Annotated in this window: 13 protein-coding genes and 2 pseudogenes; 5 read left to right on the top strand and 10 right to left on the bottom strand. The window is 62.4% G+C overall.

The window, feature by feature from the left end; translation table 11 throughout:
- Positions 1-65: 65 nt before the first annotated feature.
- The 3 genes and pseudogenes from ASD02_RS13725 to ASD02_RS13715 form a co-directional block, all read right to left on the bottom strand.
- The gene (locus ASD02_RS13725) at positions 66-599 is read right to left on the bottom strand and encodes an SRPBCC family protein (protein WP_057220783.1); all 534 of its coding nucleotides are present in this window, start codon (positions 597-599) and stop codon (positions 66-68) included.
- A 421-nt stretch (positions 600-1,020) separates the two neighbouring features.
- A complete protein-coding gene (locus ASD02_RS13720; RefSeq protein WP_244494216.1) occupies positions 1,021-1,383 on the bottom strand; it encodes a hypothetical protein in 363 nt (120 codons plus the stop codon).
- A 43-nt stretch (positions 1,384-1,426) separates the two neighbouring features.
- Positions 1,427-3,868: pseudogene (locus ASD02_RS13715) on the bottom strand (arylsulfatase).
- Positions 3,869-4,084: 216 nt separating this feature from the next.
- Here ASD02_RS13715 and ASD02_RS13710 point away from each other — a divergent pair.
- On the top strand, positions 4,085-6,109 hold the full coding sequence (locus ASD02_RS13710) for an ATP-binding protein (protein ID WP_162174744.1): 2,025 nt from the start codon (positions 4,085-4,087) through the stop codon (positions 6,107-6,109).
- 269 nt (positions 6,110-6,378) lie between these two features.
- A complete protein-coding gene (locus ASD02_RS13705; RefSeq protein WP_025427660.1) occupies positions 6,379-6,780 on the top strand; it encodes a VOC family protein in 402 nt (133 codons plus the stop codon).
- A 29-nt stretch (positions 6,781-6,809) separates the two neighbouring features.
- On the opposite strand, the gene cax is transcribed toward ASD02_RS13705, so the two are convergent.
- Both cax and ASD02_RS13695 read right to left on the bottom strand, forming a co-directional pair.
- A complete protein-coding gene (gene cax, locus ASD02_RS13700) occupies positions 6,810-7,910 on the bottom strand; it encodes a calcium/proton exchanger (protein WP_057211147.1) in 1,101 nt (366 codons plus the stop codon).
- Between the two features lie 61 nt (positions 7,911-7,971).
- Positions 7,972-8,313: a potassium channel family protein gene (locus ASD02_RS13695; RefSeq protein WP_025427662.1), complete on the bottom strand. Its 342-nt coding sequence runs from the start codon at positions 8,311-8,313 to the stop codon at positions 7,972-7,974.
- 186 nt (positions 8,314-8,499) lie between these two features.
- Between ASD02_RS13695 and ASD02_RS13690 the strand changes: the two are divergent.
- Positions 8,500-9,642 (top strand): annotated as a pseudogene (locus ASD02_RS13690) (sulfatase-like hydrolase/transferase); the annotation flags it as partial.
- A gap of 165 nt (positions 9,643-9,807) precedes the next feature.
- On the opposite strand, the gene miaA reads toward ASD02_RS13690, so the two are convergent.
- Positions 9,808-10,719, bottom strand: a complete 912-nt coding sequence (miaA, locus tag ASD02_RS13685; RefSeq protein ID WP_057220782.1) for a tRNA (adenosine(37)-N6)-dimethylallyltransferase MiaA — start codon at positions 10,717-10,719, stop codon at positions 9,808-9,810.
- Here miaA and serB point away from each other — a divergent pair.
- Both serB and ASD02_RS13675 read left to right on the top strand, forming a co-directional pair.
- A complete protein-coding gene (serB, locus tag ASD02_RS13680) occupies positions 10,718-11,605 on the top strand; it encodes a phosphoserine phosphatase SerB (protein ID WP_025427665.1) in 888 nt (295 codons plus the stop codon). The genes miaA and serB overlap by 2 nt on opposite strands.
- The gene (locus tag ASD02_RS13675) at positions 11,602-12,177 is read left to right on the top strand and encodes a GNAT family N-acetyltransferase (protein ID WP_025427666.1); all 576 of its coding nucleotides are present in this window, start codon (positions 11,602-11,604) and stop codon (positions 12,175-12,177) included. Before serB ends, ASD02_RS13675 begins: the two co-directional genes overlap by 4 nt.
- A gap of 272 nt (positions 12,178-12,449) precedes the next feature.
- Here ASD02_RS13675 and ASD02_RS13670 read toward each other — a convergent pair whose 3' ends face one another.
- The 4 genes from ASD02_RS13670 to ASD02_RS13655 all read right to left on the bottom strand — a co-directional run bounded on the left by ASD02_RS13670 (position 12,450) and on the right by ASD02_RS13655 (position 15,993).
- Positions 12,450-13,067, bottom strand: coding sequence for a LysR substrate-binding domain-containing protein (locus tag ASD02_RS13670; RefSeq protein ID WP_277996357.1), 618 nt, complete (start codon positions 13,065-13,067; stop codon positions 12,450-12,452).
- Between the two features lie 442 nt (positions 13,068-13,509).
- Positions 13,510-15,018, bottom strand: coding sequence for a DegQ family serine endoprotease (locus ASD02_RS13665; protein WP_057217699.1), 1,509 nt, complete (start codon positions 15,016-15,018; stop codon positions 13,510-13,512).
- Between the two features lie 397 nt (positions 15,019-15,415).
- The gene (locus tag ASD02_RS13660) at positions 15,416-15,802 is read right to left on the bottom strand and encodes an ACT domain-containing protein (RefSeq protein ID WP_025427669.1); all 387 of its coding nucleotides are present in this window, start codon (positions 15,800-15,802) and stop codon (positions 15,416-15,418) included.
- 5 nt (positions 15,803-15,807) lie between these two features.
- Positions 15,808-15,993, bottom strand: coding sequence for a DUF2065 domain-containing protein (locus ASD02_RS13655; RefSeq protein ID WP_025427670.1), 186 nt, complete (start codon positions 15,991-15,993; stop codon positions 15,808-15,810).
- Positions 15,994-16,000 lie beyond the last annotated feature (7 nt).

Raw genomic sequence — 16,000 nt, 5'->3', positions numbered from 1 at the left:
GGCATCGGGCTCTCGGAGCGAGAAGCCCTGCATCGCCACACGCCTGTTGTGACCGGCGCTCCCCTTCAGGCAGGCAGCCGTTGGTCGTAGTCTTTCATCAGGCGGTTCCAGCCGTCCCAGAAAGGTTGCGGCTCCGTGCCGTTGGCACGAGCAGCCAGAATGTCGAGATGCATGTGCCAGCCGGCACCGAACATCAGCATGGTGGCGCGGTCGGCAATGCTGCGGTGGGTCACGGTCAACAGCAACCTGTTGCCCACCGTCTCCAGCTCGAAGGAAACGTCACCACTACCGGCCCAGCTTATCGAGAGCTTTCTCGGCGGGTCGAGGTCGGTGATCTGGCTCTGCATCCGATGCTCTTCGGGAAAACCGGCCGGGCGCTCGCCGGGCGGGTTGGTGAGTTCGTCGTTGCGCCAGACGAGTTCGACCGGCGCGCCTACCTTCATCTCCATCTGGCCTGACGCCAACCACTGCTGGCGCAGGTCGCTTTCGGTCAGATAGGCCCAGACTCGCTCGATCGGCCCGGGTAGTAGCCGCGTCATCTTCAACGTGTCCGGTTCACTCAGCACGCCATAGGTGTCCAGGGTCGAAAGGTCGTTCATCTGTCGTCTCCTTTTTGGGTTTGTCGGGCTTGGGTTTGTCGGGCCCGGAAAGGCCGGGCGAGGTTCGATCGGGTCGGCTTTGGTCTGGCCACGGCCGGTCGGGCCGTGGTTTTCCGTTGATGGAGACACGCGCTGGCACAACGCCCTCTCGAGCCTGTCGAGACGGTCGGTCCAGAAGCGTTCTTGGGCATTCGGCAGGTGGTCGGGGTGAAAGACGAACATCATCTCAGGCACCTATAATTCAACCATTTGGTTGAATGTACGCGCGCACTGGCAAATAGTCAACCGTTTGGTTGAATTACGTTTGCGACAGGACGTATGGTTTCCCGAACTTCCCCGTTATTGCGAACAGGTCAGCCGCCGTGGCCTTCAATCAAGGTTGTCGTCCCCGAGATTCCGCGTCCTGAACTGGGATCTTCGTTCAACGCTCCGGAGCGACGAGCCAAGCGCGCGACAAAAGGATGGAAAAGACGGCATGAAGCGCGACGACCGGCCACAGCAGGACGCCGGTCAGCTCACCGGCGACAGCGAGATAGGCAAGATAAAGCGTCACGGCCACATTGTAGGTCAACATGCCGACCAGAGGCGAATGCCGCCAGCAGGCGAGCCCCAATGCGATCAGGGCGATCCCGGCCACGCGAGCAGCCGACGCTCCCGCGCCGGCCAGGGGCTCGCCGAACAACAGTTCCGCCACAAACGACGGGGCGATGAGTAACGCCATCCCCGTGGCCGCCTCGCTGACGGCGGCGAACATCAGGACCGTTTTCATCGAACTCACCAGCATATACCTTTCATTCAACCATGCGCTTCAAGGCTGCCTGAACAGCCTAAGGCTTCGCTGTTGGCTGCTCGCTCAACTTGAAAGTCAACTTGTCGATTTTGCCGGTGAACCTGAAAGGTGGATCGTAGCGATACTCGATCATCGCGACGCCGGAGCGCGTATCCAGGCCAACATCGAAAGATTCGTCTTCCGGAAACGTGATCGGCGTGGTGTGATCCAGCGAATTCCTTACCACTTCCTTGCCATCCACGGTCAAGATACCCGTGCCACCTTGACCCAGCGCTGGGCCGTCCGACTTGAAGTCAAAGACAATGGTGTGCTTGCCGGCATCCAGTGTGGGCCCTTCCCATGTGGTTCGTTTGAGGTCGAGCAGGTTATAGAGGAAGACGACCTTACCGCTCCCGAATCCCAGTTCTCCCTTGCTCAGGAACAGCCCGTAACCGCCGAACCTCCCACCCTCGGTGACGATCATGCCTTCCGCTCCGCCTTCGGGTATCTCGACTTCGGCCGTGATGCTGTAGGACTTGTCCAGTATTTTCGGCGCAGCACTGGCTGGCACACCGCTTAGTTCGCCCGAATAGGTGAATTCCGCCCGTCCCGCCGTCAGGCTCGGACGAGGCGCGTTCCAGCGGGCGAGCGTGGAGTTATCCAGCGGCAAGACGTCGTGTTTTGCTGCCTCCGAATAAAACAGCGCCTGCATTTCCTTAAGCTTGTCTGGCATCTTGGCGGCAAGGTCGTCGAACTGGGTGGGGTCGTCCTTGACGTTGTAGAGCTCCCATTTGTATCCGGAGATCACATCGGGAGGCGTCTTGGCGCTCAGCTCCCACGGCAGGGTCGCTGGCGTCGTCGCCGCCACCCAGCCGTCGTGATAGATGGCGCGATTGCCGAGCATCTCGAAATATTGGGTCTTGCGCGTGGATGGCGCCTCGGCGTTGGCTTTGTCCCAGGTATACATCATGCTCACGCCATCGAAGGGGCGCTGCTGGATGCCGTTGATCGTGTCCGGCGCTGTGATACCGGTCGCCTCAAGGATCGTCGGCACGATGTCGATGAAATGGTGGAACTGCCGGCGGATACCTCCCGCGTCAACAATGTGGCCCGGCCACGACATCGCCATGCCCTGAGCCGTTCCGCCGAAGTGCGACGGCACCTGCTTCATCCATTTGAACGGCGTGCCCATCGCCCACGCCCAACCAGCGGAGAAATGCGGGAACGTGCGGTCCGACCCCCAGAATTCGTACCAGAGATACTGGTCTTTCACCGGGACCGGAACGCCGTTGAACGTCGTGAACTCGTTCGGCGTGCCGTTGACCATGCCTTCGGCGCTCGCACCGTTGTCGCCGCTGATGTAGATGATCAGCGTGTTGTCGCGTTCGCCCAGATCGTCGACCGCCTGGATGACCCTGCCGATCTCATTGTCGGTATAGGCGAGATAGGCTCCATAAACGTCCGCTTGCTTGATGAAGAGCTTCTTCTGCTCAAGATTGAGGGTATCCCATTCCGGCAGTTCCTTCGGCCAAGGCGTCAGCTTGGCATTTTCGGGCATGATGCCCAGCCGTTTCTGGTTGGCAAAGATGGTCTCGCGAAGCTTGTTCCAGCCCTCGTCGAAGAGATGCATATCGCCGATCTTCTTAATCCATTCCGGCGTGGGATGGTGCGGCGCGTGGGTGCCGCCGGGCACGTAGTAGACGAGGAACGGCTTGTCTGGCGCGATCTCCTTCAACTGCGTCATGTACTGTATGGCATCGTCGGCCATTGCCGTGGTCAGGTTCCAATCGGGCTTGCCCTCGAACGGGTAGATGGCCGTGGTGTTGCGGAACAGGTTCGGTTGCCACTGGCTCGCGTCGCCCCCGACGAAGCCGTAGAAATATTCGAAGCCCATTCCGCTCGGCCATTGGTCGAACGGGCCCGCCTGGCTTGACTGATAGAAGGGCGTGTTGTGGTTCTTGCCGAACCACGAGGTGGCATAGCCATGGTCCCTGAGAATGGTGCCGATGGTGCCGTTCTCCTTGCGGATGATCGAGTTATAGCCAGGATATCCCGTTGCCATCTCACCAACGACACCGAAGCCGGCGACGTGATGGTTGCGGCCGGTAATCAATGCCGCTCGTGAAGGCTAGCACAGCGATGTGGAGTGGAAGTTCGTGAAACGCAGGCCCTCGTTGGCGATGCGATCGAGAGCAGGCGTCGGGACGACGCCACCAAAGGTGCCGGGCGCACCGAAGCCCACATCGTCCGTCATGATAAGCAGCACGTTGGGAGCGCCCTGCAGCGGCGCGATGCGCGGGGCCCACCAGGGCTGCGACTCCGAGGCCTTTTGATTGATCACGCCGCCGAAGCGCGGATCGGCTTGGGGAAGCTGCTTGCCGTCAATCGTGATCGTGGCGTCCGGAGAACCCGGGAGACCTTTGACCTCCTGCGCCAACCCGGGGATGCAACTCATGGCGAGAAAACCTGCGCCCGCAAGCATGCTGTGACAAATTTTCATGAGGAAAATCTCCCGTGGCTCAGGCAGACTTTGAATTCATTATATTAGAGTACGCGCATAAATTGATGCGAGCAATGCACCAGCCATGCGTCGCTGGCAGCGTTCGCGCCTGATCGTCGCAGCCAATGCCGAAACCACTTGTTAAATCCCCCGCGCTAACATGAAGGACCGTTGTGCCGGGGTTGTGCGTTGCTGAACAATGATCTTCATTCCTCGATGCGTGCCGGAGAGCAGGATCGCCGCGACGGCTTGAAGCCCGGCAATCGCTTCCTCGGCCGCGTCGTCGCGTGCAGCGGTTCGCGCGCAACCATTGCTGCCGTCGCGGAAAAGGGCGAAACCTCGCTGACGGAACTCTGGTCGGTCGGCCGGCTGATCTCGATCACGGTCGGAAGAAACCGTGTGGTTGCCCTCGTCTATTCCATGCAGACGGCCAGCAGCGAATGGGGCGAAGACACCGACAACACCTTCCGCATCGAGGTCGAGCTGATGGGAGAAGTCCATGTCGGCCCCGGAGGCCGTGAGGAGTTTTCCGCCGGCATCAGCGTGTATCCCTACCTTGGTGCGGTCGCCCATCGCATTCGCACCGCCGATCTCGCCCGCATCTACGATTCCGGCCAGGACGATTGCTGCATCATCGGCAAGCTGACCCAGGACGAAAGCCTCGACGCGACGATCCATGTGCCGTCGATGCTGGCCAAGCATTTCGCCATCGTCGGCACCACGGGTGTCGGCAAGTCGACCGCCGTGACGCTGCTGCTCAACAAGGCGATTGCCGCCGATCCGAAACTGCGCGTGCTGATCCTCGACCCGCACAACGAATTTGCCGCCGCCTTCCCGGAACTTGCTGTCGTCATCGACCCCGATACGCTTGACCTGCCGTTCTGGTTCTTCCGGCTGGAGGAGTTCGCCGAGGTCATTTTCCGTGGCCGTCCCGCCATCCCCGAAGAACTCGACATCCTGCGCGACGTCATTCCCGACGCCAAGAAAGCCTTCAAGGGCAGCGCCGAGTCCGGCCTCGTGCGCCGCCAGACGGAAAAGAGCTCGATTACCGCCGATACCCCCGTGCCCTATCGCATCGCCGACCTCTTGGCGCTGATCGACGAGCGCATTGGCCGGCTCGAAGGGCGAAACGACAAGCCGCATCTGCGTTCGCTCAAGGTCAGGATCGTCTCGGCGATCAACGACCCGCGCTACCACTTCATGTTCTCGTCGAACACGATCTCCGACACGATCCAGGACACGATCGCCAAGGTCTTCCGCATTCCCGGCGAGGGCCGGCCGATCGCCACCTTCCAACTCGCAGGCATCCCGTCGGAAGTCGTCAATTCCGTCGCCTCGGTGCTTTGCCGCATGGCGTTCGAAATCGGCCTTTGGAGCAGTGGCGGCATCCACATGCTGGTCGTGTGCGAAGAGGCACACCGCTATGTGCCCGCCGACCCGTCGCTCGGCTTCCTGCCGACGCGCCAGGCGATCGCCCGCATCGCCAAGGAAGGCCGAAAATACGGGGTCTCGCTCGGCATCATCACCCAGCGTCCGGGCGAACTCGACCCGACGATCCTGTCGCAGTGCTCGACGGTCTTTGCCATGCGGCTCGCCAACGACCGCGACCAGGAGATCATCCGCTCGGCCATTCCCAACTCGTCGATCTCGACCACCAGTTTCATCTCATCGATTGGCAACGGCGAAGCCATCGCCTTCGGCGAGGCGGTCGCCGTGCCCATGCGAATGCGCTTTACCCGCGTCAACGAGGAGCGGCTGCCCCGCGCCCACGGGATTATCGACCGGGTCGACGAGGACGCGCCGCCGACCGTCGACATCCGCTCGATCGTCAACCGCATGCGGGCGATCACCGGCCCGAACATCTCGAATTTCCAGCAGAGCTATCTGGCGGCCGCCACCACCGACGAGCAGGACGAGCGGCTCTGGGCCGCAGAACTGGGCCCCGAGACCCGCGACGAACCGGCGCCTGCCGGCTTCGACGACGATGACGTAGCGGAGATCGAGCCCTATCGCCCCGACATGCTGCCCCGCGCGCCCGAGCCCGGCAATCCGCAGCTCGAGCGTTTCAACCAGATCCGCCAGCAGCTTCTGACCGAGACACCGGAGCCGGCGGCCGGCTATCGCCCGCCGCCACCGACTGATGCCTATGCTGTCCGCCCCGCCACCGAACCGCGACGCGAAGGCTCGCTGCGCGACAGCCTGCTCAAGCGGCCGCTCGGCAGCATCATCCGCAAACCCTGAGACGCGCAGGTGCGCCTCGGCAGGCTTCGGCTCGCGCCGGCCCCTCAAGGCGTTTTCACCCTCCCCACCGGACATCAGCAGATCGGACAGACTTGTGCGCCCCCGCCGCGTGCGGCAAAAGTGCGCCCGCGTTCGCGCCAGCAAAGGCACGGGCGCGTCAAAGGAGCGGGAACCGCAGGGCCGACCTGGCCGTTCTCCAGTACGGGGCCAAGCCGACATCAAAACAGCGCCGCGGCGTGCGGCCAAAACATTCGACGCAGGAGGCAGACATGGTAGCAGCCGTCACCCCTTTCCTGATGTTCCAAGGCAGCAACAGGGCCGAGACCGCGATGGCGCTCTACGTCTCGCTGTTTCCCGATGCCGAGATCCTGTCGATCGAGCGCTATGGCCCTGGCGAACAGGGTGCCGAAGGCAGCGTCAAGGTGGCAGCCTTCCGCCTTGGCGGCCAGACGGTGAAATGCATCGACAGCCCGGTCAGCCACGCCTTCGATTTCACCCCGTCCTTCTCCTTTTTCATCGATTGCGACAGCGAGGAAGAACTCACTCGTCTTTCCACCGCTCTTGCTGAGGACGGCAAGATACTGATGCCACCGGAGGATTACGGCTTCAGCCGGCGTTTCACCTGGGTCAACGATCGCTTCGGCGTTTCCTGGCAGATCAACCTGCCCTGAACAGCTGGGTCCTTTGCCTGCGTGCGAGCTCACAAGAGCTTGGGCGGCAGCAGATACAGCGTCATGGCGAAGATCACATAGACCATGAGCATCAGCACGCCTACGAACCACGCGGCCCGGCCGCTGGTCGTGACGATGAAGGCCGTCATGGTGGAGAGCAGCACCATGGTGACCGCACCCGGCCAGAACTGCAGGTCCATCGGCGTCGGCCCGATGACGTAGCTCAAAAGCACGAGAACGGGAGCAACGAAAAGGGCAATCTGGGCAGCACTACCGAGCGCAATGCCGACGCTCAGGTCCAGCCGGTTTTTGCGAGCGCCGGAAAATGCCGACGCCATTTCGGCCGCCGCCCCCACCAGTGCCACGACGATAAACCCGACGAATGCCGGCGTCATTCCGAACGTCTCGGCCGCCTGCTGCACCGATTCCACGAAGACTTCGCTGACTAGGGCGACCATGACCGTCACGGCGGCCAACGTCGCAAGCGCAACACTCAACGGCCAGGGAGCATCGTCCGAGGTGGCAGCATGCTCGACGCTGCCGAAGAATTCGCGATGGCTTTTCAGGGAGAAGAACAAGCCCAACCCGTATGCGATGATCAGAACGATCGCCAGACCGAAGCTCAACTCCTGCATGAAGTCCGGTGCCGCTGCGAGACTATCGGCCTCGGCCATTGCCGACGGAACGATAAGGGCGATCGTTGCCAGGAAAAGCATGCTCGTCTGCAGGCGGGCGCCGACGCGATTGTAGTCCTGAACGTGGTATTTCAGGCCGCCGAGCAGGAATGAAGCGCCCAGCATGAAAAGCGTGTTGCAGACGATGGCGCCGGCCAATGAGGCCTTCACCAGCGTGTACTGACCAAGCCGCAAGGCGGCCAGCGCAATGATAAGCTCGGTCAGATTGCCGAGTGTTGCGTTGAGAAGGCTGCCGACCGTGTCGCCCGTCCTGGCGGCGACGGCTTCGGTGGCATGGCTCAACAAAGTTGCCAACGGAATGATCGCCAAGACCGAAAGCAGGAAAAGCAGCGTGTGCGCATCGGGTGCGGCACTATGCGCCACCAGCACCAACGGCCCCAGGACCAGGAGCCAGAGGAGCGGAGTGTGCCGAATTTCGTGCCAAAGCTGGCTCATGAGACCCCCAAATGCATCGAGGCTTCTCGACCGGAATGCGGCCGGCGACAGCAAACAAGGCTCAGTCTGGCGAATCTCGCCCGTTGCTATCATCGGCCGTAGTCCTCAGCGCCTGGACACTGACGGCTGCCACGAGGCCGGTGAGCACAATCCCCGTAAGACCGATAAGCAAGGCCAGCACGCGCGAAGACAAGTGGCTCGGCACCAGATCGCCGTAGCCGATGGTAAGACCGGTCACGAAGGTGAAATACAGCGTGTCCATCATCCGCCATTCCTCTATTCGCCCGATCAACAGGCCGCACCCGAGCATGATGCCAAGCATGCCGGACAGGATTGGCCAGACAACGCCAAGCTGGCGATAGAACTCGATGAAGAAGATCCGTCTTGTGCGCTTAGTACCCATCGGACCCTGCCCGAGAAACGAAAGCCGCCATCCCCATGATGGCCGCCTGAAAGACATTTCCAGATAATGCCGACGACCAGATTACCCCTGCAGTCCAGATTACAATTTAGGGTGATCTAATGTGGAGAAATGTCAACTCTGTAACGGTAACGAGGTAGGTCGGCTGCCATCGAGCGGATTTTGCGGTTCCCCGACATGGATCCGAAGCTGCGGGCGATGTTCCAGAAAGTGACCAAAGGCGCTCTGTCAGGCAAAGCGGGTGAAAAAGCCGTGGAAGAGTTCAAGATCAACGGCCAGTACGTCGATACGCCGACGATCAACGGTGCACCGGGTGTTGTCGGTATTCCGTTCTTCGATAGCTACGTCGAGAAGGCCGCCGTTGGCTTCCTCGACGACGCATCCAAATCCGACAAGCCATTCTTTATCAGCGTCAACTTCATGAAGGTGCACCAGCCGAACCTGCCTGCACCGGAGTTCGAGCATAAGTCGATGTCGAAATCGAAGTATGCCGACAGCATCGTGGAACTGGACACCCGCATTGGCCGCATCATGGACAAACTCCATGAAACCGGCTTGGACAGAAATACCCTCGTGTTCTACACCACCGATAACGGCGCCTGGCAGGACGTGTACCCCGACGCCGGTTACACGCCATTCCGCGGCACCAAAGGTACCGTTCGCGAAGGCGGCAATCGCGTTCCCGCCATCGCTGTCTGGCCGGGCAAGGTCAAGCCAAACAGCAAGAACCACGATATCGTCGGCGGGCTTGATCTGATGGCGACTTTCGCCTCCGTCGCCGGCGTCGCCCTGCCGGATAAGGACCGCGAGGGCCAGCCGACCATCTTCGACAGCTATGACATGTCGCCGATCCTGCTCGGTACGGGCAAGTCGGAACGCACGTCCTGGTTCTACTTCACCGAGAACGAACTTTCGCCCGGCGCTGCCCGCGTCGGCGATTACAAGGCGGTGTTCAATTTGCGCGGCGACGACGGTCAGTCGACGGGAGGACTGGCGGTCGATTCGAACCTTGGCTGGAAGGGCGCATCCAAATATGTCGCAACGGTCCCGCAGGTCTTCGATCTCTGGCAGGACCCGCAGGAGCGCTACGACATCTTCATGAACAACTACACGGAGCGCACCTGGACGATGGTCACCATCGGCGACGCGATCAAACAGCTGATGGAAACCTATGTAAAGTATCCGCCGCGCAAGCTGCAGAGCGCGAGCTACTCCGGTCCGATCGAGATCTCGAAATACCAACAATTCCAGTGGCTACGCGATGAGTTGTCAAAGGACGGTTTTAGTATCCCGATGCCAACAGGCAACTGATCACCTATCCCGAAGGTGGTCGCCCGCATAGCCGCGCCGTCGACCGCGGCGCGTCTTGACGACGACACTTCCGCACCAAACGACAAAGCCGCCGAGAATGGCGGCTTTGTCCTGCAAGTCTGAATTTTACAATCGTTATCCGGTGGTGCGATCGCCCGCCGGAACTCAAATAGCCTCGGCAGCATTCTCGATGCGCTGCCAGCTGTCGTCGAGCTGGTTGCGAAACCAGGTCATCTGCCGCTTGGCATATTGCCGGGTTGCGGCGGCGCCGGTCTCGATCACCTCGGCCTCATCGATCTCGCCGCGCAGGAGCGCGGCAATCTGGCTGACGCCGATCGCCTTCATCACGGGCATGGCCGGATCGAGGTTCAGCGCCAAGAGCGCACGCACCTCGTCGATCGCCCCACCGGAGAGCATCATACCGAAGCGGCGGTTGATGCGATCGTGCAGCACCTTGCGATCCGGCAGCACGACAAGCTTTCGCGCCCGTTGCGGATCGATGATCTCAGGGCCGCTCTTCTGCTGGTAGAGGCGGATCGACTGGCCGGTCGCCTCCACCACTTCGAGCGCGCGCACGATACGCTGGCCGTCGCCGGGCTTCAGCGTCTCTGCCGTCTGCGGGTCGCGCGCGGCAAGCTCGGCATGCAGCCCATCCGGCCCCTCTTGCATCAGCCGCTCGCGCAGCCGCTCGCGAATGGCGGCCGGAATTTCGGGCATGTCGGCAAGCCCGCCGGTCAACGCCTTGAAGTAGAGCCCGGTGCCGCCGACGAAGACCGGCAACCGGCCGGTCTTGCGCAGCGTGGCGACGAGCGCTTGCGCCTCGCGCAGCCACGCCCCGGTCGAATAGGCCTGACCGGCAGGCATATGGCCGTAGAGACGGTGTTCGACGCCACCCATATCGACCTCGTCAGGGCGCGCGGTCAGCACCCGCAAAGTGTCATAGACCTGCATGCTGTCGGCGTTGATGACCACGCCGTCATGCCGGCGCGCCAATTCGACCGCAAGCGCGGACTTGCCGCTGGCGGTCGGCCCGGTTATCAGGATCGCGTCCGTATCGGTTTCAAGGTTGTTGTCCATGGCTCTCGTTGCCACGCTTATCGCCAATCCGTCAAATCCTGTTCTGACGCCAGCGCTCGCGGAAGCCGCCGCTGACGCCGTTAGGGCATCCGGTCTCTACTGGCTCGCCGACGGCGTCGCCTGCGACCTGGCGCTCACCGACGGCACGGACCCCTTTGCCGCCGAGGCGGCGCTGCGCGGCGCGCTGAACGGAACGCCTGTCGATGTCGCCGTCCAGGACGCCGACACCAGGCGCAAGAAGCTTCTGATCGCCGACATGGACTCCACCATGATCGGCCAGGAATGCATCGACGAACTTGCCGCCGAAGTCGGCCTCAAGGACAAGGTTGCCGCCATCACCGCCCGCGCCATGAACGGCGAGATCGCCTTCGAGCCGGCGCTGATCGAGCGCGTCGCGCTGCTGAAGGGCCTGCCTTCGAGCGTCGTAGGCGATGTCATCGCCAGGCGCATCACGCTGACGCCGGGCGGCCCTGAGCTGATCGCCACGATGAAGGCGAAGGGCTACTACACCGCCCTCATCTCCGGCGGCTTCACCGTGTTTACCGGCCCGGTCGCCGACATGCTCGGCTTCCAGGAAAACCGCGCCAATACGCTGATCGAGAAGGACGGCACGCTGACCGGCGAGGTCGCCGAACCGATCCTCGGCAAACAGGCCAAGGTCGATGCGCTCATCGACATTGCCGGCCGCCTCGGCATTTCGACCGACGAGGCGCTTGCCGTCGGCGACGGCGCCAACGATCTCGGCATGCTGCAGCTCGCCGGCACCGGCGTTGCGCTGCACGCCAAGCCCGTGGTCGCCGAACAGGCGAAGGTCCGCATCGACCATGGCGACCTCACGGCCCTTCTCTATCTGCAGGGCTATCGAAAGACCGATTTCGTCAGATGATCGTTTCCGAGACCGAACGCCTGCGCATCCGCGCCTGGAAGGAGGCCGACCGCGATCTCTTCTTCGAGATCAACAATGATGCCGAGGTGATGGCGTTCTTCCCCCATCGCCGCAACCGGGAGGAAACCGACGCGCTGTTCGACCGCGTCGGCCAGGGCATCGCCGAAACGGGGCTCGGCTTCTTCGCTGTCGCGCTGAAAAAAGACGACCGGCCGATCGGCTTCTGCGGCCTCGCCTATACCGACCTCGAGCCCCACCTGCCGAAAGGCACCGTCGAGATCGGCTGGCGGCTCGCCGCCCCCTTCTGGGGCAAGGGCTATATCACCGAGGCAGCGTCCGACCTCCTGCGCTACGGCTTCGACGAAAAAGGCCTTCGCGAAATCGTCTCCTTCGCCGTCCCCGACAACACCCGCTCGACGGCGGTGATGGCGCGCCTTGGAATGCACCGCGACCCCGCACGCGACTTCAACCACCCGCGCATCCCCGCCGACAAACCGCAGCTCGTTCGCCACGTGCTCTACGCAATCACCCGGGCGGAATGGCAGGCACAGCGGGCGAAGGACGTGGCGTGAAAGCGCCGCGGCGTCGGTAAACGGCGGCTTGCGGGTTCATCCGTCAGCCGCTTGCAGTTCATGACGCTGCGCTTGCCCCTCACTGTCCTGCCGGACATCTCTCCCCGCCAGCGGGGAGAGATGCGCAAGCCGAACCCTCTTCGCCAATCCGCAACGTTTGCGCGTTGTCAGTCCGGTCACATCCGAGCCTGCTCCCCGCAGGCGGCGAGAAGGTGCCGGCAGGCGGATGAGGGGCGACCCACCCGGAACATCTCGCAACGCCATCCGAGACGTCACCCCCCGCGCCCTGCCCCCGGATAACTCCGTTCGACCCAAGTGACGAACGCCTGCGCCGCCTCTGACAAAGCGTCGAACCGCCGCGCCACGAGAAAGAAGGCGCCATAGGGCACCGAGACATCGAACGGCTGCAGCAGGCGCCCGGCCGCAAGCTCGTCGCGCACATGGTCGCGATCGACCAACCCGACGCCGTTGCCGCGCAACGCCGCCTGCAGCACCATGGCGCCATCGGTAAAGATCGCGCCCCGCTCGATGCGAACCGGTCCCGCCCCGGCAGCAGTGAACCATTGCTGCCATGCTTCGCGATTGTCCTCGTGCAGGAGCGCATGCTGCATGAGATCGACAGGCATCAACAAGGGCCTGCCGGACCGGGCAAGCTCCGGCGCGATCACCGGGATCATCTCCACCTGCGCAAGCCGTCGCGCCTCGACGCGCGGCCAGGAGGAGAGCTTCAAGCTGTGACGCATGGCGATATCAGCGTCCCCGCTGCGAAACTCCACAAGCCGCGGGTCGGCGTCGATCAACAGGTCGATCTCGGGATGCTCGCTCTGGAACTCCGCCAGATGCGGAACCAGCCAGCAGCCGGTAAGGGACGGTTCGGCACTGACCCTCAGCGTATGGCCAGGCTTGTGCCCGGAGATGACCTTTCAGCCCCTGCGGCACGACATACACCGCACCCGACCGGAACGGACCGCCAGCCACGGCGTGCCCTGCGCCAAAGACTGAGGGGGGGGCCGCCGCACCGCTTTCCCCAACGGCGCTGCAGGCGGTACCTCCAAGACAGCGGCCACCGCCCGTCACCACAGTGCCGGACGTAAGACAGGACCTACCAAACATGCAGCAATTCAAAGTGCGACAGCGACCTTTGCGCGTCCAATAAGACGCGCGACGCTGTAGATCGCCCGAAGCGCCACCGCATAATACTGAGCTTCGACCGCTGCCGGTTCAAGGAAGACACCGCCTTGAATCGAAATCTCAGGGATCGGAATCAAGCCGGGAGAGAACGGCGCGATCATCCTGAAAGGATTCAGGAAAAGGCCATCGCGCCACGCCGTCCTATTCCATGCGCACGGTGACGAAGCGCAATTCGCCGGTCTTGTTGGAAAGCATCAGCAGCGCATTGCGCCGGCCGTCGGACTTCAGCTCTTCAACGCGCTCGGAGACGTCGTCAGGCGTATCCATCGCTTCCTGGCCGACCTCGACGATAACGTCACCCGGCTCCACCCGCCGCTCGGCGGCGGCAGAGCCTGCCTGGACCTCGGCGATCACCACGCCTTCGACATCGTCGGCAATGCCGAACTTCTTGCGGCTTTCGGCATTGAGCGTGGTCAGCTTCATGCCGAGCACCGTGTCGGTGGCGGGCAGCTCGGCTGCCGGCGGCTGATCCGTCTTCTTGTCCTCGCCGCCTTCTTCATTGGTGGTTACCGCGGCATTGGCGATGCCCTCGCCATCCTCGAGCCGTCCGAGCGTGACCTTGACCGTCTGCTCCTTGCCGTCGCGGATGATCACCACGTCGACGGCCTTGCCGACGGCACTTTCGGCGACCGCCCGCGGCAGGTCGCGCATCTCGGAGACGTCCTTGCCATCGAACTTGATGATGACGTCGCCGGCCTTGATCTCGCCCTTGGCGATCGGCCCGCCCTCGATAATGCCCGAGACCAGAGCGCCGCGCGGCGAGGCCATCTTCAGGCTTTCAGCGATATCGTCCGTCACCGGCTGGATGCGCACGCCAAGCCAGCCGCGCCGCGTCTCGCCGAAATCCTTCAGCTGCAGCACGACATTGGCGGCAAGCTCGGTCGGAACCGAGAAGCCGATACCGATCGAGCCGCCCGTCGGCGAAATGATCGCCGTGTTGATGCCGATCACCTCGCCCTGCATGTTGAACAGCGGGCCGCCCGAGTTGCCGCGGTTGATGGCGGCGTCCGTTTGGATGAAATTGTCGTAGGGGCCGGCATTGATGTTCCGGCCGCGCGCCGAGATGATGCCGACGGAGACAGAGCCGCCAAAGCCGAACGGGTTGCCGATCGCCATGACCCAATCGCCGATCCGCATCTTGCGGGAATCGCCGAAGGGTACTGCCTTCAGCGGCGTCTTCGGCTCGACCTTGAGCACCGCGAGGTCGGTCTTGGTATCCTTGCCGACGAGCTTGGCCTTCAGCTTGCTGCCATTGGCGAAGATCACTTCGATATCGTCGGCACCCTCGATCACGTGATTGTTGGTGACGATGACGCCGGCGGGATCGATGACGAAGCCGGAGCCGAGCGAATTGACGGTGCGCTGGCGGTTGCCGCCCTTGTCGCCCTGCCCCTTGAAGAACTCGTCGAAGAAGTCCTGATAGGGCGAGCCCTCCGGCACCTGCGGCGTCGGCGCATCGTCGTCGTTCTTGACGCGCTGGGACGTCGAAATGTTCACGACCGCATCAAGCAGGCCGGCCGCAAGGTCGGCGACGGATGCGGGGCCATTGCTCGGCGGGCGAACGGCGGCCGTCTGCGCCATGGCCGCATTGGACAGAAGCAGCGTGGCGGCCAGCGCCAGAGCGCCGAAGGATTTCGATCGAGTGGACAATTCGCGGAGCTCCTCACATTGTCTCGGCGGTGCGGCGCCCTTGAAGGTAGCCGCGTCATGCGATGCTCTGCAGCCCCATGCGCCCGACAAAGAGCAAGGGTCGCTGCAGCGACTTTGATTTGCCGCATAATTTATCCCACGATCGATCCCGATCGGAAGACTTATGCAGCCGGTGACAGCGACGCGATCCGGGGATCACGTTGCACCCGATCTTCCAGTGAAGATACGGCGGAATTCAGAAGCGTCCAGACACGATTTTCTGATCCGCTCGAAAGTGCGGATACGGAGCCTACAGCGCCGCGCGTCAAATATGACGCGCTAAGGACGCTGTAGCACTTTAGGCTCACTGCATAATTTCTCCTTAAATCGAATCCGATTTAAGGAATTATGCAGTAGATCAGATGGTGATCTCGTGCCCGTGCTCTTTCAGCGCCTGCACCGCTTTGTCGAGATCGGAGCCCGGCACGAAGATATAGTCGGTGCTGAAGGTCGAATTGGCAAAGACGCCGATGCCCGCGGCCGACAGCGGCCTGAGCACGGAAGAAAGCACGCCGGGCACGTCGACGCTGAAATGCTGTTCGATACGGAAGCAGCGCCAGCCGAGCGAACTCTGGGTGCTGGAAGGGACGCGCGCGGCGCGACAGACGAGGGTCATTTCCTCTCGCGAGCTGGACACGGTCCAGAAACCCGGCCCCGGCAGCCATTCCGGCATCTGGGAACCGACATTGAGACGGGTGATCGCATATTCGGCATCGACCAGCCGGATCAGCAGTTTATGTGGCATTCGCATTATCCTCGAAGCAACCAGACAAGTCCGACACCGGCGGCAACGGAAAATACCCCGGCCAGTCGAAGCTGATGCTCCGGGACATACGGCAAACGCTTCGCCAATTCCACTAAAACCAAAGGGGCCAGTGCGTACACCAGCCCCTCGATGATCAGGAAAAAAGCAATCCCGGTCAGAAAGTCGGACATTGTCCGC

It is taken from the genome of Ensifer sp. Root1252 (genome assembly GCF_001425885.1).
GTDB classification, from domain to species: domain Bacteria; phylum Pseudomonadota; class Alphaproteobacteria; order Rhizobiales; family Rhizobiaceae; genus Ensifer; species Ensifer canadensis.
This window is presented reverse-complemented; position numbering and strand designations above follow the sequence as displayed.

Bases quoted from the DNA above. Each gene is read 5' to 3' on its own strand.
- ASD02_RS13655 (WP_025427670.1), bottom strand. From the start codon at position 15,993: ATGTCCGACTTTCTGACCGGGATTGCTTTTTTCCTGATCATCGAGGGG.
- miaA (WP_057220782.1), bottom strand. From the start codon at position 10,719: ATGGACAACAACCTTGAAACCGATACGGACGCGATCCTGATAACCGGG.
- ASD02_RS13725 (WP_057220783.1), bottom strand. From the start codon at position 599: ATGAACGACCTTTCGACCCTGGACACCTATGGCGTGCTGAGTGAACCG.
- cax (WP_057211147.1), bottom strand. From the start codon at position 7,910: ATGAGCCAGCTTTGGCACGAAATTCGGCACACTCCGCTCCTCTGGCTC.
- ASD02_RS13695 (WP_025427662.1), bottom strand. From the start codon at position 8,313: ATGGGTACTAAGCGCACAAGACGGATCTTCTTCATCGAGTTCTATCGC.
- ASD02_RS13720 (WP_244494216.1), bottom strand. From the start codon at position 1,383: ATGCTGGTGAGTTCGATGAAAACGGTCCTGATGTTCGCCGCCGTCAGC.
- ASD02_RS13675 (WP_025427666.1), top strand. From the start codon at position 11,602: ATGATCGTTTCCGAGACCGAACGCCTGCGCATCCGCGCCTGGAAGGAG.
- ASD02_RS13710 (WP_162174744.1), top strand. From the start codon at position 4,085: ATGCGTGCCGGAGAGCAGGATCGCCGCGACGGCTTGAAGCCCGGCAAT.
- ASD02_RS13705 (WP_025427660.1), top strand. From the start codon at position 6,379: ATGGTAGCAGCCGTCACCCCTTTCCTGATGTTCCAAGGCAGCAACAGG.
- ASD02_RS13660 (WP_025427669.1), bottom strand. From the start codon at position 15,802: ATGCCACATAAACTGCTGATCCGGCTGGTCGATGCCGAATATGCGATC.
- serB (WP_025427665.1), top strand. From the start codon at position 10,718: ATGGCTCTCGTTGCCACGCTTATCGCCAATCCGTCAAATCCTGTTCTG.